Source organism: Chryseobacterium sp. Marseille-Q8038 (assembly GCF_965111995.1).
Genome location: NZ_CBCOPN010000001.1, coordinates 433,648 through 455,018 on the forward strand (window position 1 = coordinate 433,648; position 21,371 = coordinate 455,018).

The 21,371-nt window shown below is 35.9% G+C and carries 20 protein-coding genes; 13 read left to right on the forward strand and 7 right to left on the reverse strand.

Annotated features, from left to right (window positions below):
- Positions 1-25: 25 nt before the first annotated feature.
- The 5 genes from ACWPWS_RS01915 to ACWPWS_RS01935 all read left to right on the forward strand — a co-directional run bounded on the left by ACWPWS_RS01915 (position 26) and on the right by ACWPWS_RS01935 (position 5,998).
- On the forward strand, positions 26-3,721 hold the full coding sequence (locus ACWPWS_RS01915; RefSeq protein ID WP_454045305.1) for a phosphoribosylformylglycinamidine synthase: 3,696 nt from the start codon (positions 26-28) through the stop codon (positions 3,719-3,721).
- Complete coding sequence (locus ACWPWS_RS01920; RefSeq protein WP_454045306.1) at positions 3,699-4,115, forward strand: ribonuclease inhibitor; 417 nt, start codon at positions 3,699-3,701, stop codon at positions 4,113-4,115. Before ACWPWS_RS01915 ends, ACWPWS_RS01920 begins: the two co-directional genes overlap by 23 nt.
- A 253-nt stretch (positions 4,116-4,368) precedes the next feature.
- Positions 4,369-4,998, forward strand: coding sequence for an SGNH/GDSL hydrolase family protein (locus ACWPWS_RS01925; RefSeq protein WP_454045307.1), 630 nt, complete (start codon positions 4,369-4,371; stop codon positions 4,996-4,998).
- A complete protein-coding gene (locus tag ACWPWS_RS01930) occupies positions 4,998-5,330 on the forward strand; it encodes a gamma-glutamylcyclotransferase family protein (RefSeq protein WP_454045308.1) in 333 nt (110 codons plus the stop codon). The genes ACWPWS_RS01925 and ACWPWS_RS01930 overlap by 1 nt, the downstream gene beginning before the upstream one ends.
- 209 nt (positions 5,331-5,539) lie before the next feature.
- Positions 5,540-5,998 (forward strand): GyrI-like domain-containing protein, encoded by a 459-nt coding sequence (locus tag ACWPWS_RS01935; protein ID WP_454045309.1) that lies wholly within the window; start codon positions 5,540-5,542, stop codon positions 5,996-5,998.
- A gap of 148 nt (positions 5,999-6,146) precedes the next feature.
- Here ACWPWS_RS01935 and ACWPWS_RS01940 read toward each other — a convergent pair whose 3' ends face one another.
- Positions 6,147-6,503 carry a diacylglycerol kinase family protein gene (locus ACWPWS_RS01940; RefSeq protein ID WP_454045310.1) on the reverse strand — a complete coding sequence of 119 codons (357 nt, stop codon included), beginning with the start codon at positions 6,501-6,503 and terminating at the stop codon, positions 6,147-6,149.
- A 184-nt stretch (positions 6,504-6,687) separates the two neighbouring features.
- On the opposite strand from ACWPWS_RS01940, the gene dnaN reads away from it, so the two are divergent.
- From dnaN to ACWPWS_RS01970, 6 genes are all read left to right on the forward strand, one after another.
- Positions 6,688-7,818 carry a DNA polymerase III subunit beta gene (gene dnaN, locus ACWPWS_RS01945; RefSeq protein ID WP_034699704.1) on the forward strand — a complete coding sequence of 377 codons (1,131 nt, stop codon included), beginning with the start codon at positions 6,688-6,690 and terminating at the stop codon, positions 7,816-7,818.
- 103 nt (positions 7,819-7,921) lie between these two features.
- Positions 7,922-8,755, forward strand: a complete 834-nt coding sequence (locus ACWPWS_RS01950) for a M23 family metallopeptidase (RefSeq protein WP_454045311.1) — start codon at positions 7,922-7,924, stop codon at positions 8,753-8,755.
- Between the two features lie 75 nt (positions 8,756-8,830).
- Positions 8,831-9,661, forward strand: a complete 831-nt coding sequence (locus tag ACWPWS_RS01955; RefSeq protein ID WP_454045312.1) for a helix-turn-helix domain-containing protein — start codon at positions 8,831-8,833, stop codon at positions 9,659-9,661.
- Positions 9,662-9,724: 63 nt separating this feature from the next.
- Positions 9,725-10,342, forward strand: coding sequence for a DUF417 family protein (locus tag ACWPWS_RS01960; RefSeq protein ID WP_454045313.1), 618 nt, complete (start codon positions 9,725-9,727; stop codon positions 10,340-10,342).
- A 207-nt stretch (positions 10,343-10,549) separates the two neighbouring features.
- Positions 10,550-12,928 (forward strand): phenylalanine--tRNA ligase subunit beta, encoded by a 2,379-nt coding sequence (pheT, locus tag ACWPWS_RS01965; protein ID WP_454045314.1) that lies wholly within the window; start codon positions 10,550-10,552, stop codon positions 12,926-12,928.
- A 389-nt stretch (positions 12,929-13,317) separates the two neighbouring features.
- On the forward strand, positions 13,318-13,728 hold the full coding sequence (locus ACWPWS_RS01970) for an META domain-containing protein (RefSeq protein WP_209783969.1): 411 nt from the start codon (positions 13,318-13,320) through the stop codon (positions 13,726-13,728).
- Positions 13,729-13,777: 49 nt separating this feature from the next.
- Here ACWPWS_RS01970 and ACWPWS_RS01975 read toward each other — a convergent pair whose 3' ends face one another.
- The 6 genes from ACWPWS_RS01975 to ACWPWS_RS02000 all read right to left on the reverse strand — a co-directional run bounded on the left by ACWPWS_RS01975 (position 13,778) and on the right by ACWPWS_RS02000 (position 19,506).
- Positions 13,778-14,017 (reverse strand): hypothetical protein, encoded by a 240-nt coding sequence (locus ACWPWS_RS01975; protein ID WP_002977986.1) that lies wholly within the window; start codon positions 14,015-14,017, stop codon positions 13,778-13,780.
- Positions 14,018-14,068: 51 nt separating this feature from the next.
- Positions 14,069-14,959 carry a 3-hydroxybutyryl-CoA dehydrogenase gene (locus ACWPWS_RS01980; RefSeq protein ID WP_185126801.1) on the reverse strand — a complete coding sequence of 297 codons (891 nt, stop codon included), beginning with the start codon at positions 14,957-14,959 and terminating at the stop codon, positions 14,069-14,071.
- Between the two features lie 10 nt (positions 14,960-14,969).
- On the reverse strand, positions 14,970-15,380 hold the full coding sequence (locus tag ACWPWS_RS01985) for a hypothetical protein (RefSeq protein WP_454045315.1): 411 nt from the start codon (positions 15,378-15,380) through the stop codon (positions 14,970-14,972).
- Between the two features lie 31 nt (positions 15,381-15,411).
- On the reverse strand, positions 15,412-16,290 hold the full coding sequence (bla-A, locus tag ACWPWS_RS01990; RefSeq protein WP_454045316.1) for a CGA/CIA family class A beta-lactamase: 879 nt from the start codon (positions 16,288-16,290) through the stop codon (positions 15,412-15,414).
- A 66-nt stretch (positions 16,291-16,356) separates the two neighbouring features.
- Positions 16,357-18,087: a cellulase family glycosylhydrolase gene (locus ACWPWS_RS01995; protein WP_454045317.1), complete on the reverse strand. Its 1,731-nt coding sequence runs from the start codon at positions 18,085-18,087 to the stop codon at positions 16,357-16,359.
- 456 nt (positions 18,088-18,543) lie between these two features.
- Positions 18,544-19,506 carry a Gfo/Idh/MocA family protein gene (locus ACWPWS_RS02000; RefSeq protein WP_454045318.1) on the reverse strand — a complete coding sequence of 321 codons (963 nt, stop codon included), beginning with the start codon at positions 19,504-19,506 and terminating at the stop codon, positions 18,544-18,546.
- A 133-nt stretch (positions 19,507-19,639) separates the two neighbouring features.
- Here ACWPWS_RS02000 and ACWPWS_RS02005 point away from each other — a divergent pair, with 133 nt between their 5' ends.
- Positions 19,640-20,287 carry a hypothetical protein gene (locus ACWPWS_RS02005; RefSeq protein WP_454045319.1) on the forward strand — a complete coding sequence of 216 codons (648 nt, stop codon included), beginning with the start codon at positions 19,640-19,642 and terminating at the stop codon, positions 20,285-20,287.
- Positions 20,288-20,388: 101 nt separating this feature from the next.
- Positions 20,389-21,039: a protein-L-isoaspartate(D-aspartate) O-methyltransferase gene (locus ACWPWS_RS02010; RefSeq protein ID WP_105680636.1), complete on the forward strand. Its 651-nt coding sequence runs from the start codon at positions 20,389-20,391 to the stop codon at positions 21,037-21,039.
- Positions 21,040-21,371: the final 332 nt, after the last annotated feature.

The window sequence follows — 21,371 nt, forward strand, 5'->3', positions numbered from 1 at the left end:
TCTAATATTAAAAATCTGACATCTAATGTCTAATAACAAAAGAATTTTCGTAGAAAAAAGAGGAATTTTCGATGTTGAAAGTCCAAAAATTTTTGATGAAGTAAAAGCGGTGGTTCCGGCTGTTCAAAGCGTGAAAGTATACAATGTATATGATATTTTCAATTTGAATGACGGAGAATTTGAAAAAGTAGTAAACAACACTTTTGTAGACCCTGTTACTGATATTTTACATACAGAAAACCCTGCAAAAGCTATTCATTTCGGAATGGAGTTTTTGCCAGGACAGTATGATCAGAGAGCAGATTCTGCACAGCAGTGTATCGCTTTGCTGACAGAAAATGAAAAATCAAAAGTAAGAAGTGGAAAATTAATCGAATTTGAAGGAGTTTCTGAAGCTGATTTGGTTAAAATCAAGGATCTTTTGATCAACAAAGTAGAATCTCAGGAAAAAGACTTATCTATTTTGGATATTCCTGCAGATGAAACCCCATCAAAAGTGATCATCCACGAAAATTTCATCAATTTCAATGATGCTGAACTTGAAAGTTTCTATAACAATCATGGTTTTGCATTAGGATTGGATGACCTGAAATTCATTCAGGAATATTTCAAGACCGAAGAGAGAAATCCTACGGAAACAGAACTTAAAGTATTAGACACCTATTGGAGTGACCACTGTCGTCACACAACTTTTGAAACAGAATTGTCAGACATACAGTTTGATGGTCAGTTCAAACACACATTGGAAACGATCTTCAATGACTATATCGAAAAAAGAAAATTCTTAGGCCGTGAGCTGAAGCCAATTTCCCTAATGGATCTGGCAACAGTATGCGGTAAATATTTCCATAAAACAGGGAATCTGGATAACCTTGTCATTTCTGATGAGATCAATGCATGTACCATCCAGATCGAAGCTGAATATGATGGTAAAAAAGAACCTTGGTATTTATTATTCAAAAACGAAACGCACAATCACCCTACAGAAATTGAACCGTTTGGTGGAGCATCAACGTGTTTGGGAGGAGCCATCAGAGATCCATTATCCGGAAGATCTTTCGTTTTCCAGGCGATGAGATTAACAGGGGCTGCAGACGTTTTAGAATCAGTAGACCAAACATTACCAGGGAAATTACCTCAGAAAACGATTACAAAACAGGCAGCCAACGGATATTCATCTTATGGTAACCAGATTGGTCTTGCTACCACAATGGTTTCTGAAATCTATGACGAAGGTTATAAGGCGAAAAGAATGGAAGTAGGTTTCGTTACCGGAGCTGTTCCTGTAGACTGGGTAAGACGTGAGAAGCCTGAAAACGGTGACTCTATCATTATCTTAGGAGGAGCAACAGGTCGTGACGGAGTAGGAGGAGCAAGCGGAAGCTCAAAAGAGCAGGACGAGACTTCAATCCACACAATGAGTTCCGAAGTTCAGAAAGGAAATGCGGTAGAAGAGCGTAAAATTCAGAGACTGTTCAGAAATCCTGAAGTAACGAAGCTGATTAAAAAGTCAAACGACTTCGGAGCTGGAGGTGTTTCTGTAGCGATCGGTGAGATTGCAGACTCTTTAGAAGTGAACCTTGATGTATTACCATTGAAATATGAAGGATTAAACGGTACCGAACTGGCTATTTCTGAATCTCAGGAAAGAATGGCGGTAGTTGTAGATCCTCAGGATAAAGAAAAATTCATCAAATTCTGTGAAGCTGAAAACATTGTTGCAGTAGAAGTGGCAAAAGTGACAGATTCCGGAAGAATGCAGATGTTCTGGAAAGGAGACAAAATTGTAGACCTTTCAAGAGCTTTCTTAGATACCAACGGATGTTCAAAATCTCAGGAAGTGAAAATCACTCACCTTGAAGACGTAAAAGAAGAAACGAAAGCTTTCACCGCAGAAAACTTCCTGAACATCTTAAAAGATAAAAATGTAGCTTCCCAAAAAGGGTTATTGGAAATGTTTGATTCTTCCATTGGAGCGACTACAGTAGCCATGCCTTTAGGTGGAAAATACCAACAAACCCTGATGGAAGGAAGTGTACAGACACTACCGATTTTAGGAGCAAAAGATATTAAAACTGTTTCTTTGGCAAGCTGGGGATTTGATGCAGAAATTTCAAAACAAAACTCACTATTAGGGTCATCATATGCCGTAGTAGAAAGTGTTGCGAAGATTGTTGCCATGGGAGGTGATTACAAAAACATCAGACTAAGCTTCCAGGAATACTTCGAGAAATTAGGACAGAATCCTGAGAAATGGGGGAAACCTTTGGCTTCACTTTTAGGAGCTTATGACGCTCAGATCAATTTAGGACTTGCAGCGATCGGAGGTAAAGATTCCATGAGTGGAACATACCAGGATCTGAATGTACCACCAACCCTGATTTCTTTTGCATGTGCCAACGGAGATAAAGAAAATATCATCTCTCCTGAACTGAAAAACGCAGGAAACAAACTGTATTTCTTCAATCATGTTGCTCAGGAAAGCGGACTTCCAAACTATAATGCTTTAAAAGACGTTTTTGAATTCATTTTCGAAAACATCAAAGCAGGAAAAATCGTTTCTGTAAAAACAGTAAAAGAAGGAGGTCTTGCGGTAGCACTGGCAAAAATGAGCTTCGGAAACAGATTAGGTGCTGAGGTTAATGCTGATGAAAATGTAGTATTAGCTAAAAATATCGGTAGCTTAATCATTGAAGCAAAAGAAGAATTAAGTTTTGCTGCTCTTCAGTTGATTGGAGAAGTAAAAGATTCTGGTATGGTAAAAATCAACGGTCTTGAATCCAATATCGTAGATCTTGTATCTGCTAACAACAATACATTCGAGAACCTTTTCCCGACAGTAGAAAAAGAAAAGATCACGGTTGAAATTGATGAAAAATCAAATTCAATCCACCCAAGAAATATTATCATTAAAAAACACGGAATTGCACAGCCTAAAGTTTTTGCTCCGGTATTCCCGGGAACGAACTGTGAGTATGATACGCTGAATGCATTCCAGAAAGAAGGTGCCGTAGTAAGCAGCCTACCTTTGATCAATATCAACCACCAGTTACTGGACGAAAGCATTGATGCTTGGGTTGAAGAGATCAGAACTTCTCAGATTCTGGCATTCTCAGGAGGTTTCTCTGCAGGTGACGAGCCGGATGGTTCTGCAAAATTCATTGTAAACGTTCTGAAAAACGAGAAAATGAAAAATGCAGTTCATGAATTATTAGACAGAGATGGGATGATCATCGGAATCTGTAACGGATTCCAGGCGCTTGTGAAGTCAGGATTGTTGCCTTACGGAAGAATCAAAGATCTGGATGAAAACTCTCCAACATTAGCTCACAATGCGATCAGAAGACACATCTCTCAGATGGTAACTGTACAGGTAGTGAATGATGAAAGCCCTTGGTTAAAAGGTATGAAAGGTCAAACTTTCACTATTCCGATTTCTCACGGAGAAGGACGTTTCATGGCTTCAGAAGAAGAGATCAAAAAGCTATATGAAAATGGGCAGATTGCAACCCAATATATAGACTTTGATGGAAACATCGCCCACGGGATGCCGTTCAACCCGAATAACTCATTATTCGGAATTGAAGGAGTTACCAGCCCATGTGGAAAAATCTACGGAAGAATGGGTCACCCGGAACGATTTGCAGAAGGCCTTATGAAAAATATACCTACCGCGAATTATCACAACATATTCAAAAATGGAGTTGAATACTTCAAATAATAATACAAGAAAAATGATCGTCATCCATGGCGGTCATTTTTCATCTTTAGGAGGTTTCTATGAAGAAGTTTCCAATGTTCTGATGAAAGATGTGGATTGGAAAGTAGGAACACTGGATGGCTTCGATGATATTCTATACGGTGGTTTCGGAGTATTTGAAAATAAAGAAGAAATTGAAATTATCTGGAAAGAATCACAGAAATCAAAAGAAGATTTAGGTTTTACTGCCACCCGTGAATTCTACGAAAATAAAATCAGACAGGGAAAACCTTTCAACATAGAATTGATTCAGCAGAAATTAGATGATTTGATTGAAGGAAAAGGACAGACTCTTTTTGATATTCTAATTGAGATTATAGAATCACATACCAATATTACGTTGAGGTTGGAATGATGAGTAATGAGAATCTTAAACCATTAAGAACAGTAAAGATTTTAAGACAAGTTAAGATTCATCAACGATGAATAAAGCAGTATGCTTAATAATAGCTTCAGCTGTTCCCTTAACTATTCTTCACTCCTTACAAAATCTTAATGGTTCAAATAAAAATTCAGCATAGATTCCTATAAATTCAACGGTTGATAATCATTAAATAATTTTTTCTTAATACTTTTACTTCAACAAAACAGGAAACAATAAAAGTGGAATGAAGAAAATTATTTACGGGCTGTTCTTCGGTGACAGCATTACCTATGGGGAATATGATGGTGTTTTTGGAGGTTGGGTAGATATTTTGAAAAGATATGCCTTACAGCAATTTCACGAAGGAAATGGAGATGAACTGATCCTGTTCAATCTCGGAATAGGAGGAGAAACTACGGAAGGCTTACTGAAAAGGATTCCTCACGAATTAGACGCAAGAAATTCCCCTGATGGAAATGTTGTTTTTCTAAGCTACGGAGCCAATGATCTGGCTGTGAAGGAGGGAATACAGATGGTAAATCCTGAAAAATTTAGAAGCAATATTAAAAAAGCTGTTGAACATGCCAGACGATTCTCCAATGAGATTTATCTTGTAAGCATTCTTCCTTTCTCTCAAAAGATAGATGGAGTTATGGTGAGTTCTGGTAAAAAAAGAATCAATGAAGATGTCGTTGCTTATAATCAGATTCTGAAAAATATTGCAGCCGAAGACTCTTTGACTTATATTGATTTTTATTCTGCTTTTCTGGATGATAAAGAGATCCTGCTTTCATCAGACGGTGTACATCCTAATGAAAAAGGCTATGGAATGATGGCCGAAATCGCAATCCCAATCATTGAAAAACATTTATAATGCCCCATTTATTTTCTTACGGAACCCTGCAGAAAGAGCAGGTTCAAATGGAAACCTTTGGAAGACTTTTACAAGGTGAAAAAGATATTTTATCCGGCTACAGATTAAATATGCTTGAAATTACAGATCCGGAAGTACTGCGAAAAAGCGGTCAGAAATACCATCCGGTTCTGAAGTTTTCAGGAAATGACAGCGATCAGGTAGAAGGAGTACTTTTTGAAGTAACAGAAGGAGAAATTCTTCAGGCAGATGAATACGAAGTGGATGATTATAAAAGGATAGAAACTGTTTTTAAATCCGGGAAGAGTGGATTTATCTATGTTGGAAAATAATCATCGCGAGCAAGGTGAAACAAACTCAACAAACGTTACTATTCAAATTTACAGGACAAATTGCATTCAATAGGGGTGGGCTTTAGCCCACTCATTCTAAAAAAGCATAAATCCATTGGCTTTAGCCAAAACTTAAAATACACCAATACTCCTGACATACCCTTGTCACAAACTGTTCTTATCTTTGTCTTATAACAAAAAATCAAGAAATGAATAACGTGAAAGTAGAACCTTTTAAGGTAATCGGTATTTCAGTAAGAACCACTAATGAGAATGGACAGGCAGGAAAAGATATTCCGGTATTATGGGAAAAAATGATAAGCGAGGATATTCTCAATGCAATTCCGAATAAAATAGACCATACTATTTACTCTATCTATACGGATTACGAAAAAGACCATACAAGGCCTTATACCACAGTTCTTGGGTGTAAAGTAGAAAATCTTGACACTATTCCGGAAGGAATGGTAGGCTATTCTTTTGATGGTGGAGCATATGTGAAATTTACAGCAAAAGGAGATCTGTCAAAAGATCTTGTTATCAATGAATGGTTGAAAATCTGGCAAATGGATTTAGGAAGAATATTTACAGCCGATTTTGAAATCTATGGAGAAAAAGCACAAAATCCTTCAGATGCAGAAGTTGATATTTTAATTGCTGTGAAATAAAACTTGGAAAAATCTCTTGCCTTTACAATTGCTTGAACTGAAGATCTGACATTCCCATCCCTTGGAGGGGTGGCAAAAATTCAAAGAATTTTTGACGGGGTGGTCAAACACGTAACCTAAGTATTTGCAAGCAATGTTTCAGATTTCTTTATTTAAAAACATATTTCCAGTACACCAAAACTCCGACAATCACGGATGCAATGGCTGTCAGCATTACAGCTCCAGCGGAAATATCTTTAATAAAACCGATTCTTTTGTCGAAATCAGGCTGAATGATATCACAGATCTTTTCAATGGCTGTATTGAAAATTTCGGCACTTAAAACAGCAAATGAAGCGATGAAAACCAATGCAGCATCTGTATTACTCAGTCTGAAATAAAAAATAAAAAAGAGATTCACAAAAAATGCCAAAAGCTCAATCTGGAAATTTCTTTCCGTTTTAATCATCAGAAAAATACCCCTGAAAGCATTGATAAAACTTTTATGGATAGGAGGTTTTTGCATGATTTTGAACTTTTCAGACAAAGATAGTCTTTGTATTTTGATTAAAAAATGAATCTCCCAAGAAATACAAGCATAATGTCAAGGCTCAAAACAAATTAAGGATCTTTGTGAAAAACTCCTCTATATTATTCTTTTCTTTGTTGTATCTATTTATTATATTTGTAGAAACTTATTTTATAAATCTATGAAATTTATTATTTCAAGTGGTGAACTGCAGAAGGCGTTGCAAACTGTAAGTGGCGTAATATCAAGCTCTCAATCGAGACCGATTTTAGAAAACTATCTTTTTGAATTAGACGGAAATAATGTTACCATTACAGCATCTGACGGCGAGACAACTCTTGTTACTTCTCTGGAAGTAAAGTCTGATGATACAGGTAAATTTGCTGTTCCTGCTAAAATTTTTCAGGATTTTATCAAGACATATGGTGAACAGCCTTTGACATTTGTTGTAAAAGACAATGCGGAAGGAACGGGAAGCCAGCTTGAGATTTTAGATGAAAAAGATAATTTCGCAGTAGCATTAGACAATGCTGATGACTATCCTGAATTGCCAGAATTTGACGCTTCACAAAGCGTAACGATGCCGGCAGGAGTGTTGTCTGAAGCTTTGACAAACACACTATTCGCTACAAGTAACGACTCTCTTCGTCCGGTAATGACAGGAGTTCTTTTCCAGTTTGGAGAAAACGAAACCAATTTCGTTTCTACAGACTCCCACAGATTGGTGGTGTACAAAAGAGCAGATCTGATGAATGCCGAACCAATGGAGTTTATCATGCCTAAAAAGCCTCTTAACATTTTCAAAAATATCCTGGCTAGTTCCAATGAAGACGTTACCATCGACTTCAATGAGAATATGGCTAAGTTTACTTTTGGTAAGCATATCTGGATCTGTAGACTGATTGACGGAAAATATCCTAACTATACAGCGGTAATTCCAAAAGAAAATCCAAATGTATTGACAATCAACAGAAACTTATTACTGGGAGCGATCAAAAGAGCATCTATCATGTCTAATAAATCTACCAACCAGGTAAGATTCAAGCTTTCCGGAAATATTCTTCACCTTCATGCAGAAGATACTGAATATGCAAACAAAGCAGACATGCAGATTCCTTGCGACTACAACGGAGAAGATATCAATATCGGGTTCAGCTCTAAATTCTTAACTGAAATGCTGACGATCTTAGGATCTGATGATATTACCATGAAAATGTCTCAACCTAACAGACCTGGGATCATCGAACCTCTTGACGGTCTTGAAGAAAATGAAAATATCTTAATGTTATCAATGCCGGTAATCGGATTGTAATCTTAAGATAACAAATAATAGAAAGCCGGAATTTTCCGGCTTTTTTGTAATCCACCTTTCTGCTCTTAGTTCTTAGTAGTAGTAAGAAAAAGCATTAATAAACATGAAGAAAATAACAACTCTTATTTTACTATTACCATCTATCGCTTTATTTTCACAAAATAATATTAAGGTTTATCATGAAAAAAAAGGAGATACTTTAAGCCTTTATGCAGATAACAAGGGCATTTATCCAATGTCTTTAGTGTTTTCAGGGTCTCCGGAAGTAGAAAACATGAGAATTCCCCAACCTTTTAAAACAACACAGGTAATTCCTGCCAACTCGGTAAGAAATAAAGTTAGTTATTTTGTTGTTGCAGACAAAATGAAAAGCTGGAAGGTAAAGAATATCCCAGGCTACATGATGTACATTGGAGATGTTACTTTAAAGAACTATGACAGAGATTATCATTATGATTTGCCTTTTAAAAAAGGAAAATCGGTTAATATCTATCAGGGATATAACGGAACTTTTTCTCATCAGAATGAAAATTCTTTAGACTTTACAATGCCGGAAGGAAGTGAAGTCATTGCTGCAAGAGAAGGGTTGGTAACAGATTTGATAAGCACCAGTAATATAGGTTGTCCAACAAGAAGTTGTGTAGATAAAGCAAATTACATTACTATTTTACATCCGGATGGAACTTTTGCCCAATATTATCATTTAAAGCAAAACGGAGTCAAGGTGAATATTGGTGATCAGGTGAAAAAAGGAGACGTCATTGGATTAAGTGGAAATACAGGATGGAGTAAAGGTCCACATTTACATTTTGTATGTTACCTTCCCAGAGTAGAGAATGACAAATATAGAGAAACCCTTAAAACCCTTTTCAGAACTGGTGACGGTATCAAAAGTGAATATTTGACAGAGAAAAAAACATATTCCAAAGAGTATTAAATATTAAATAAGAGCATCAGGATAAATAATCTATGTGCTCTTGTTTTTTTATATTGTGGCATAAACTTTTTCATCATGGAAATAAAAATACAGTCTTATCATACCTCAGATTTTCCCTCGGAATTGACTACGGAAAACTACAGTGTCATTCTGTGGAGAGGAGCTGGTGTTTTTTCTGTAGATGATATCAACTATTCTTACAGTGGATATAATATTCTGTTTCTTTCCCCTTACCAGAAGGTTAAACTGGTTTCGGAATCTGATGAGACTGTTCATATGCTTTTCTTTCATGGTGATTATTACTGCATAGAATATCATAAAGAAGAGGTGGCATGCAACGGATTGCTTTTCAATAATATTTATCTGAACCCGGGAATTGAATTGTCAGAGAAAAGCTATCATTATATTCTTGAGCTATTTAATCATATTGAAAAAGAAGAATCTGAAAAACATCCGTTCTCTGAATCCATTATCAAAACCTATATTCAGCTTATTCTTGCGATTGGAAGTAAACAGAAAAGCAGTATGGAAAACACTGCGGTTTCTCATGATAAGCTGCCTAATAAAAATGCTGCAGAATTTCAGAAACTGTTGGAAACCCATTTTAAAAATGAAAAAGAACTTTCCTTTTACAGTGACAAACTGAGCATTACCAATAATACATTAAGTAAAGCGGTAAAGAAGGAGTTTGCCAAAACACCTACTCAGCTTATTAATGAAAGAATTATTCTTGAATCTAAAAAACTGTTGCATTTAACCTACAGGTCTGTCAAAGAAATTGCTTCGGAACTTGGCTTTGCAGATGAGTTTTACTTCAGCAGGTATTTCAAAAAATCGGTAGGATGTTCCCCAAAGAAATACAGAGAAAAAGTGGGAATCTCGGTAGTGGCGAAAATGTCCATGTAATGTCCTCAAATATCTATGTTGGCGCGGTAAGCATGTGAATACCTTTGATAAAAAATAAATCACATGCAGAACAACAGTATTTACCGCCGTTTATTACAATTGGATACTTACTTTTTCAATTTTCTAAGAATTTCAATTTTCATTGTTATGGCCTGGATTGGAGGCTTAAAGGCATTTCATTATGAAGCGGATGGGATTGTCCCTTTCGTTGCCAACAGCCCTTTGATGAGTTTCTTTTACAAAAATGCAGCTCATAAAGTTTTCAATGAAGATAAAAAGCTTGTTGCAGAATATACTCTGTATAAAAATCCTGAAGGGAAAGTAATCCGGAAAAACATCGACTGGCATAAGGAAAACAGAACGTATACTTTCTCCTATGGTTTGGGATCAATGATTGTTATAATCGGATTTTTGGTGCTGTTAGGAATCTGGTTTCCTAAAATAGGAGCCGTTGGAGGTGTTTTAACATTTTTAATGTCATTCGTCACGCTATCATTCCTGATAACAACGCCGGAAGTATATGTACCCAATCTGGGCGGAGATTATACGACTCCTCAGTATGGCTTTCCCTATTTGTCAGGAGCAGGACGTTTGGTTTTGAAAGATATTATCATGATGGCCGGAGGGCTGGTATTATTTTCTGACAGCCTGAAGAAGATCGTAAGACCGTTGGCCCAATAGATTCCCGAATCCGTAACAGAAGGATTAACGAAAATTTATTATCTTAAAATCGCTTCTAAATTTCTCTATTTCTCAAAAAAACACGACATTTGTAGCTCGAAAAATCATACCGGAATAAGGTGTGGAATTTCAAATAAAAGTTTCAAAATAGAGCAGGTGAACTCTTAGAACTCATCTGACGAATTAAATAAGTAGATAGATTAACAAATGAAAATATCAAACAACTGGCTGAAGGACTTTGTAAAAACGGAATCAAAAACTGAAAGAATCGGTGAATTCCTTACAGATATTGGTCTTGAGGTTGAAGGGATAGATAAATTTGAAAGTGTAAGAGGCAGCCTGGAAGGAATCGTTGTAGGTAAAGTACTGACTTGCGAAAAACATCCTAATGCTGACAAACTGAAGAAGACAACAGTAGACGTAGGAAACGGAAAAGTGTTGAACATTGTTTGTGGAGCTCCTAATGTAGATGCAGGACAAACTGTTCCTGTAGCCGTTGTCGGAACTAAAATCTATGACAAAACCGGAAACTTTTTTGAAATTAAAGAAGCAAAAATCAGAGGAGAGGTTTCTCAGGGAATGATCTGTGCAGAAGATGAATTAGGTCTTAGCGAAGATCACGGAGGAATCATGGTGCTGGATGAAACCAAATATGAAGTGGGGAAAAACTTTGCTGACTATTTTGAGCTTACCAATGATGAGGTTTTTGAAATCGGATTAACACCAAACAGAACAGATGCTATGTCTCACTATGGTGTTGCCAGAGATTTACATGCCTATCTTTCTACCAATCAATTGAAATCTCAATTCAATAAAGTAGCTTCTGAAGTTTTGAATAATGAGGGAACTCATAATTTCAAACTGGAAATTGAAGATGCTGAATTGTGCCCAAGATACATCGGAGCTGTTATTGAAAATGTAAAAGTTGCAGAATCTCCATCTTGGTTAAAAGACAGACTGAAAGCCATTGGACTTAGCCCAATCAATAATGTTGTAGATATTACCAACTATATTCTTCACGGGTACGGACAGCCGCTTCACGCATTTGATGCTGATAAAATTGCAGATAAGAAAGTGAAAGTAGGGGTTGTAAAACCGGGAACAAAGTTCACTACTTTAGATGGTGTTGAAAGAACATTGAATGGTTCTGAAATCATGATCAAAGACGGTAAAGATAAGCCAATGTGCATTGCCGGAGTATTTGGTGGTGAGAATTCAGGAGTATCTGAAACAACAAAAACAATATTCCTTGAAAGTGCTTACTTCAATCCGATTGCTGTAAGAAAAGGAGCTAAAGCGCACAGCTTGAATACCGATGCTTCTTTCAGATTTGAAAGAGGAGTAGACCCGAACCTTACAAGAACAGCCATCACTCATGCTATTAAAATGATTCAGGAAATTGCTGAAGGAAAATTAGTAGGAGAGTTACTGGAAGAATATCCTAAAAAAATAGAAGATAACTATGTGATTATCAGATTCTCTAAAATTGAGCAGATTTTAGGAACAAAAATTCACAGAGAAAAAGTAAAGGAAATTTTAAAAGCGTTGGAAATTCAGGTATTAAATGAAATTCCTAATGGTTTTGAAATCTCCGTTCCTGCTTACAGAGCAGATGTGACAAGAGAAATTGATGTGATTGAAGAGATTTTAAGAATCTACGGATACAATAAAATTGATGCTCCACAGAAGTTTTCATTTACGCCGGTTAAGCTGAGTACTAACGATCAGGATGAACTGGAAAATAACTGGGCAAGAACTTTACAAAGCATTGGCTTCAATGAAGTAATGAACAATTCATTGACTTCTGTAAAAGATGAAACAGATGCGGTAAAACTATTGAATCCTTTAAGCGGTGATTTGGCGTTCATGAGAAAGTCTTTATTGGAAGGACTTCTTCAGAATACAGTTTATAACATCAACAGAAAGAATCAGGATATCAAATTCTTCGAATTAGGAAAAATTTATCACAAAAAAGATAAATACGAAGAAAGAAAACAACTGGCATTATTGGTTTCCGGAAGAGATGTTGCCGAAAACTGGCTTCAGCCAAAGTCTGCTGTAAGTTTTTATAACCTTAAAGCGTATGTAAAAGTTTTATTGGAAAGACTTGCGGTAGATTACAAAGAAGTTGCTCTATCTGATGACAGATTCTCTGATGCTTTGGCATATGAGGCAGAAGGTAAAACGTTGGTAAGAATCGGAAAAGTAGCTCCAGCTTTGTTAAAAGACTTTGATATTGACCAGGAGTGTTTCTATGCAGAAATTGAACTGGAATATGCTCAGGAATTACGTTCTAAAAATGAATTGAAATTTAAAGACATTCCGAAATTCAACAAAATCAGAAGAGACCTTGCTTTATTGATTGATAAAAATGTAAACTATCAGGATTTATATCAGACTGCTAAAAAGAATAAATCTTCATTCATTAAGAGCATCAACCTGTTCGACGTGTATGAAGGGAAAAATCTTCCTGAAGGTAAGAAGTCTTATGCTATGAGCTTTGAGCTGTTAAACGAAGAAAAAACACTGGAAGAAAAAGAGATTACCGAAGTAATGGATTCTCTGATTAAAGCTTTCCAGAAGTAATTCAACGCAGAGTTGAGATCTTAATATTTTAAAATATATTTCATTAATAAATAGAAACGGACTTACAAAAGGTCCGTTTTTTTGTTTTTAATCTTTTAAAAAAATATATTCATGTAGTAAGTTTCGGCTAAAGCCAATTGAATATTGGTTGTAAGTAAAAACGGGCTAAAGCCCATTCCTATTGAATCGTATTAGTGATATTAGTGGAAATATTAGTGTTATTCGTGTTTAAAAGAAAATAGCATTTTAAAACAAAAAAAGGCATTTATAACTGAAATTAATCCCGGAAAAATATTCAAAATATCAACTGTTAAAGAATAATAAAATTCATGGCAACCCGTTTAAATAATATAATTTCCGTAAATTTGGGTTAATTCAAAAAGAAAAAAATGAAAAATCTTTTTTTAAGTATATGTACCGCTGCAGTATTGGCTTCTTGTGGATCAATGACAAGTCCGTCTGCGTCTAAAGTAGGGAAAGCTCAGCCTGCTCTTACCAATACCAAATGGACTTTGGCTGAAACGGTAAAAGGTAAAGTTCCAACATTGAACATTGAAGGAGAGAAGATCACAGGAAATGCAGGATGTAATAACTATTTCGGAGCGGCTACAATAGATCCGTCTACTGGAAGTTTTACTGCAGGACAAATGGGATCTACAAAAATGATGTGCAACAACATCGGAGTAGAGCAGAACTTTATGGATATGATGGGAAAAGCAAACAAATATGTGATTTCCGGGAATACTTTAGAATTGTATAAAGACAATCTTTTACTATTGAAATTCACAAAATCAGAATAAAAAAACAAAAGGAACTCAATTGAGTTCCTTTTTTATGTTTAGAGTGTTATTAATCTTCCTCTTCTTCGTCGTACTTAGCCAATTCTTCGTCGCACCATTTGAACGCTGCTTCTACTACTTTAGTAGCCTCGTCTGCCATCGTTTCTTCATCATCACCTTCAAGATCATCTAACCACTCAACTTCTTCTTCCTCAACGTTTAAGATAAATCTTGGATATTCTGTATGAACCACGAATAGATCCTCTGGAAATTCCGAATTATCTGCTAATAAAAACTTTGGTAATTTCATTTTTTTAATGTTTTAACTTTCTCAAAGATAATTAAAATTATTGATTTAAGATTACTTCAAAAACATTTTTGAAACTTTTTCAGCTTTTTTGCTTTCAGAATAATCGTAGAACCCTTCTCCTGATTTTACACCCAATTTTCCGGCTGTCACCATATTTACAAGCAATGGGTTCGGAGCGTATTTAGGATTTTTGAAACCGTCATACATCACATTCAGAATCGCAAGACATACATCAAGACCAATAAAGTCTGCAAGCTGAAGAGGACCCATCGGATGAGCCATTCCCAATTTCATAACCGTATCAATTTCTTCTACACCAGCCACACCGTTATAAAGTGTTTCGATAGACTCATTGATCATAGGCATTAAAATTCTGTTGGCTACAAAACCAGGATAATCATTCACTTCTACAGGAACTTTACCCAATGTTTTGCTCATTTCATAGATAGAATCAAAAGTCTCTTTGGAAGTAGAATACCCTTTGATAATTTCTACCAGTTTCATAATAGGAACCGGGTTCATGAAGTGCATACCAATTACTTTATCAGCTCTTTTGGTAGCTGCAGCAATTTTTGTAATAGATATAGATGAGGTGTTGGTTGCAAGAATACAGTTGGCAGGAGCCAGCTCATCCATCTGACCAAAAATCTTCAGTTTAAGATCAAGATTTTCAGTAGCAGCTTCTACAATAAGATCAGCAGAACCTGCGGCATCATTCAATGCTGTAAAAGTAGTGATGTTACCTAGTGTTTCAGCTTTTTGCTCCTCTGTAAGGTTTCCTTTTGCAATGATTCTGTCAAGATTGGTAGTAATGGTTTTTAAACCTCTGTCCAAAGCGTCCTGGGATACGTCTACAAGATTTACTTTAAAACCGCTTTGTGCGAAAGTATGTGCAATACCATTTCCCATGGTTCCCGCTCCGATAACTACAATGTTTTTGATCATTTTTCCTTTATTTTTTATAGATAGTTAAATTTTTTACGTCTGCAAGTTCAGATTGTGTAACAACAGCTGTGGAATCAAAGAAAACATTTCCCACACTTTGACTTTTCTTATTGTTGTTCTGGTTGGAAACAGCAGCTGTTAATCCCCTTACCAGTCGTTTTTTTTGATTCTTGGTAAGGAAATCAGTGCCTACATATAATGTATATTCGCCCTCTCTGCCTCTTCCTTTTTGGATCAGGATTTCCATGCTTTTTATCTGGCTTTTATTCTTAAATTCTTTCAGAAAGCTCATGACAGGTTTATCAGATGCAGGACCACAGCATACACTTCCGTAGCTGATCTCTAAATAATTCTGATTCTTCTGCGAATAAAAGAATGTGAAAGCAAATAGAGCTGTTGTTATTATTATTTTTTTCATGTTAAATCGCTTTAAAAATAAGCTTAAAATTTTACTTATTAAAATATTCCCAAACCTCCCTGGAAATATCCGAAATCATCCTGCAGTTCACCGCATCGGTTTCCATTGAATTACTGACAAATACAGCTAATGCATAATGTTTGCCATTAGGTAAAGTAACAATTCCTATTTCATTTTCTGCCCCCGTTAAACCTGCTTTATTCTTCCCGGAAGCTCCCGTTTTTCTTGCGACAGGAGTGTTTTTCGGAAGTTGTTCCACCATTTTATTTAATCCCGTTGAAGTAGACCACAGAACTTTCATCAGATAATCCGTAGATTTTTTTGATAATAATTTCCCGTCATACAGTTTTTTCAGGGCATCAACTGCAGATTTTGTAGTGCTGTAATTCTCATACTGAACATTCCAGTCCTTATGCATGGCTTCTTCATTATATTTGATCTGAAATCCTTTTACTCCTTTTGAATCCATAAACTTCTGAACAGTCTGGGTTCCTCCCAATAATTTGAGAAGAATATCACAGCCGTTATTATCACTTCTGGCAACTGTATATTCAATCACTTCACTTAGTGGAATTTCAACATTTCCTCCAGGATATTGATCACGAAGCGGCGACCATGTATTTTCTAATAAATTGGACTTGTCCAGTAGAACTTTCTGATCCAGAGAAAGTTTTCCCTGATCTACAAAATTCAGAACTGCTGCTGCTATGTGAAATTTAAATACACTTTGCATCGGAAGCTTTTTGTCTGCGTTTTTATCATATTTGAAACCGTTTTCAAAACCTAAAACAGAAACTGCTACAGTGGCTTTTTTGTTCTTAAGAATTGAATTTATTTTTTGTTCCAATAATGATGTCTGAGCAAAAGTGAATGCTGAAATCAGAAGGAAAAGAAGGGATGTTTTTTTCATAATAATGTAATTAAAAAAGCTCTCTTCCAAAGACCGGAAGAGAGCTGCAATTTAAGATAATTATTACTATTTTAGTTCAAAATAATTCAGATTGGCGCCATCATTTTCAAAGAAAATTCTGATTTTGTTTTCTCCTTTCTGAAGGCTGATATTTCTTGCAGAAACTGTTTTCCAGTTCTCATTTCCTCCGGTGGATGCCATTGATACTGTAGCTAAGACTTTTCCGGAAGCCGTTTCAATTCTTATTTTAGAGTCATTGGCTGCTGCATATCGGATATCCAATGTATAAGTTCTGTCTCCTTTTGATTGAACAGTATATTGAAGCCATTCTCCGGATTCTGTTTTTCCTACGTAATATTGATTGGTAACCTTGTCGTTACACTGATAAATATCCACCCCATCATTTCTCATCTGTTGTCCGGAATTCCATTCTGATCTTTTAGCCGGATCACTTACCCAAAGATTAATGAAATCCTTATCAAGATAGGCAGCACTCATTCTTCCCAAATCATATTCCGAAGCGAAAATTCTTCCCGGAGCCTGATGATTTCTGAAAGGCTTTGTGGATGCATCCGTGATCTGTCTGAACATCGCATCAATTACATCTCTTTTAATTTCCGTGTTGTTCAGCTTATAATTGTCGGCAATCTGGAGTAAAGCTTTTTTAGCATACTCTTGAGATGGTTTTTCACCACCGTTTTTCCAGTAATCCAATAGCTTTTCATATTCAGGAGTAGTTTTTACATTGGTAATTCCTGCAATATTGTCAATCTTTTTCATAGGCCAGAAAGCATACCCGATGTTGTGTTTACCCAAAAGCTGGATCAGCTCCGTAAACCAGACATTGGAATTCTCACCTGTTTCTCCAAGCCAGATAGGAATATTGTATTTCTCCCTAAGCTCCAGAGCAAATTTCAGCGTCTGATCATCATTATAGTTCCAGTATTTATGGAAACTGAACGCCATATTATCGTCCCATAGAGCTGGCAATCCGTTATAGTTATTTCCCCATCCGTTTCCTTCAATGAAAATAAGATGCTTTTTATCAACCTGTCTGATGGCTGCCGTAATATCCTTCTGAAGTTTCCAGAGCGGAGCATTAGACATTTCATCAGTGCCATTCGGATTTTTCCCTGTGAAATTGATATTAGGTTCATTAATAAGATCATAACCGCCAATCCAGGGACTGTTCTTATATCGTTCAGCCAGCCTTTTCCATAGAGCAACCGTTTTTCTCTGATTCTCCTCATTAGCCCAAAGCGATGGTTTTGACTTATCGTTATCAGAAATATTGGCATCGTTTCCCTGTCCGCCCGGAGCAGCATGAAGATCTAAAATCAGATAAATTTTATTATCAGCACACCATTGAAGCAGGTCATCAGTCATTTTGAAACCTTCCTCCAGCCATGTATCTTTTCCTTTTGCAGGTTCTTTTTCAATAGGCAGCGTATAAAGATTGTAATGCATCGGAAGTCGGATAGAATTGAATCCTGCTTTGGCTAAAAAGTCAATATCCTGCTTGGTGATTCCATTTTTAAGATAAGCTTTGTAGAACTCATTCATTCCATCTTCGCCAATTAATTCAGCAATTTTCTCTTTAATCTTATACTGAGGTCCTGCAAAATCAGCAGTTTTCAGCATATATCCTTCCTGAAGCATCCAACCGCCAAGCCCAAGACCTTTCAATTGAATATTTTCACCTTTATCATTAACGATTTTTTGTCCTGAAGTCTTCAGTAATTGTGATGTCCCAAATTGAGACAATAAAAGTGCGGATAATAGAATGGCTCTTTTCATAGTAGTTTCAATGGTTTAAAATAATAGGGAAATATTAGAAATTATAATGAATGATGGCAGCACAAACTGAACCTGTATTCAGTTCATTGAGGTTGCCCGATATCCATATATGTAAAACAAAATCTTTCAATACTTTATTGAATTATTCCTCAAATATATTGTTTTTTTATTTTGAAAAGGATTTTTTATTAATAAATCAGTAATTATTGATGAAAAGTTTTTATTTCATTACAAGTTTTAAAGAACAAGCAGAAATTAACAGAATGAGTAATACAGTTTCACTAAATCGATTATTAATCGATTCAACCTTCGCTTGCTTAAAATAATACATAGTTAAGATGGAATCTTTGCGTTACAATGATAAGATTAGAAATTAAAAATGCTATCTCATAACCAATTTTTTCTGATTAATAAGATAGCATTATCTCTGCTACTGTTCAAGAAAACAGTATATTTTTAACTGATCAGTTTCATAATTTCTAAAGCCACTTTCAAAGCTTCAGTTCCGTCTTCAAGAGAAACTTCTACATTTTTGTCGCCCGTAATCGCATCAGCGAAAGAATTTAATTCATCCAGAATCGCATTGTTAGGCTGGATGTTCGGGTATTCAAACAGAATCTGGTTCTTTTCTCCCTCTGCATTTTCAATAATCATATCAAATGGAGTAGGGCTTTCAGGAGCATCCTTCATTCTGATTACTTCAGCCTTTTTTTCAAGGAAATCAACAGAAATATAAGCATCCTTCTGGAAGAATCTGCTTTTTCTCATCGCCTTCATAGAAATTCTGGAAGTGGTAAGGTTCGCCACACATCCGTTTTCAAACTCTATTCTTGCATTGGCAATATCCGGAGTTTTACTTACTACACAAACACCGCTAGCATGAATATTTTTCACTTTAGATTTCGCAATACTTAATAAAATATCAAGATCGTGAATCATAAGGTCCAATACTACAGAAACATCCGTCCCACGTGGATTAAACTCTGCCAGCCTGTGGATTTCAATAAACATCGGATTGCTGATATATTCCTTATTGGCAATAAAAGCAGGATTGTATCTTTCAACGTGTCCTACCTGTGCTTTGATTCCTTTTTCCTGGCACAGACGAAGGATTTCTTCCGCCTGCTCAAGAGTCTGGGTTACCGGTTTTTCAATAAAAAAATGCAGCCCTTTTTCGATGGCTTTTAAAGCATAATCATAATGATAAACTGTTGGCGTCACAATGTCAAGCATGTCAATCTGCTCCAACAAATCATCAAAATTTTCAAAATATGTATACCCGAATTCGGCTTCTAATTTCTTTCCGTTTTCAACATCTTTATCATGGAAACCTACAAATTCATATCTATCAGACTGATTAAGAAGTTTTAAATGTATTTTTCCCAAGTGTCCGGCACCTACCAAACCTGCTTTTAACATAGCTGTATTAAATTTTTGTAAAGATAGTGAATGTACATTTATAAAATACATGACTTTTCACTTAGAGATATTCAAGATGGAACACGTTTATTCATTAAGGAAATTACAGTAAATTCACGGTCAGAAAATAACGATGAAAAGAATAATTTCGATTTTACTCTTCTTTGGATTATGTACTGCAGGATGTATAGGAGATAGTCCATATGATCCGCAGGCTAAATGTGGAACTCCAACAAATCTGATATTTGAAAAAGGAAATAACCTGCTTTCCTGGAGCTTTATCAGCCAGGGCGAAGGATATTATGAAATACAGTACGGGGAACATGGTTTTTCTTTAGGAAAGGGAACCACAGTTGTCACCTATAAGAATTCCTATAACCTCCCTCTTTATAAAGATAATAAATATGACCTTTATGTGAGAAAAAATTGTGGGATAGGCAATGGACAAAGCAACTGGGCAGGACCTGTTACCATTTTGGCCAGCAATACCACAACTTGTATAAAACCAGCGTATGCAACGTACTCAAAAACAACCTCTTCTTTGAATTCTTCTATTTTTGAAGCTACAGTATCCTGGGAAAATGATGGGGTTTCTGCCTATGAAACGGTTTTAACGACCAGTTATGTGCCACCGGCAAGTGGAGAATTAGTGATTGCAGGTCAAAAAGCCATTTATGTAGGATTAAGTAAAACAGTGAACTATAACTTTTTTGTGAGAAAAAGATGTGCTGATAATACTTTCAGCGATTTTTACGGACCTTATCCGATAAAGTGGAATTAAGAGATAAAAATAAAGCAGTCATTTTTTGATTGCTTTATTTTTGTGGATAATTCTTTGCTTCAATTTCTGAAATCTAATTTCTAATTTCTTACTTTTGTCAAATGCAGGATTCGTTTGTACATAAAGGAAAAAGAAAGATTTTAGTCGATTATCTTCGAAACAGAATTGGAATTTCGGATGAAAATGTACTTTCGGCAATGAGTGAAGTTCCGAGACACCTTTTTATCGAAAGTATTTTTGAAGATTTTGCCTATGAAGACCGGGCTTTCCCGATTCTGGCGCATCAAACAATTTCCCATCCCTCCACGGTAGCGGAACAGTCTGAACTGCTGAAGGTAAAACCAGGCGAAAAAGTATTGGAAATCGGAACAGGATGCGGATACCAGACTGCCATTCTAATGACGATGAAAGCTCATGTTTACACAGTAGAAAGACAGAAAGACCTTTTTGATTTTTCTAAAAAGAAACTCAGAGAACTTCATCTGTTTCCAAAATTCCAGAGCTTTGGAGATGGCTTTGCCGGACTTCCTACTTTCGCTCCCTTTGATAAAATTATCGTAACCTGTGGTGCTTCCACATTACCTACGGAACTTTTAAAACAACTGAACGTGGGAGGAATCATGGTCATTCCATTAGGCCCGACAAATGAACAGGTTTTATACCGATTTACTAAAGTAGGTCCTACAGAATTTGAAAAAGAAGAATTTGGGGCGTATAAATTTGTTCCGATGCTGGGTAATACCAATCAATAGCAACCTATTTCTAAAGAGTGTGTCATTCTGAATGAAATGCAATGTAATGAAGAATCTCATACAGTTTAGTCAATAAGATTCTTTCTCAGTCAGAGCGGCAAAATCCAGATAGTTTGACTTTTAGAGAACTTCTTTTCAAAAATAAAATTCTTTTGGATTTAATCAAAATTAAAATCTTTTAACTCCAATTCGGAATGAAAATTGATGGAATTAAAATCCTCAGTATAAAATCACCATTACAGAAAATACACTAGATCTTGAATAGAACATTCAGATGAAAAGAAATAATTTTTTTTAATATTAAAGTTCAATAACCTTACTTTTTGCGAGTG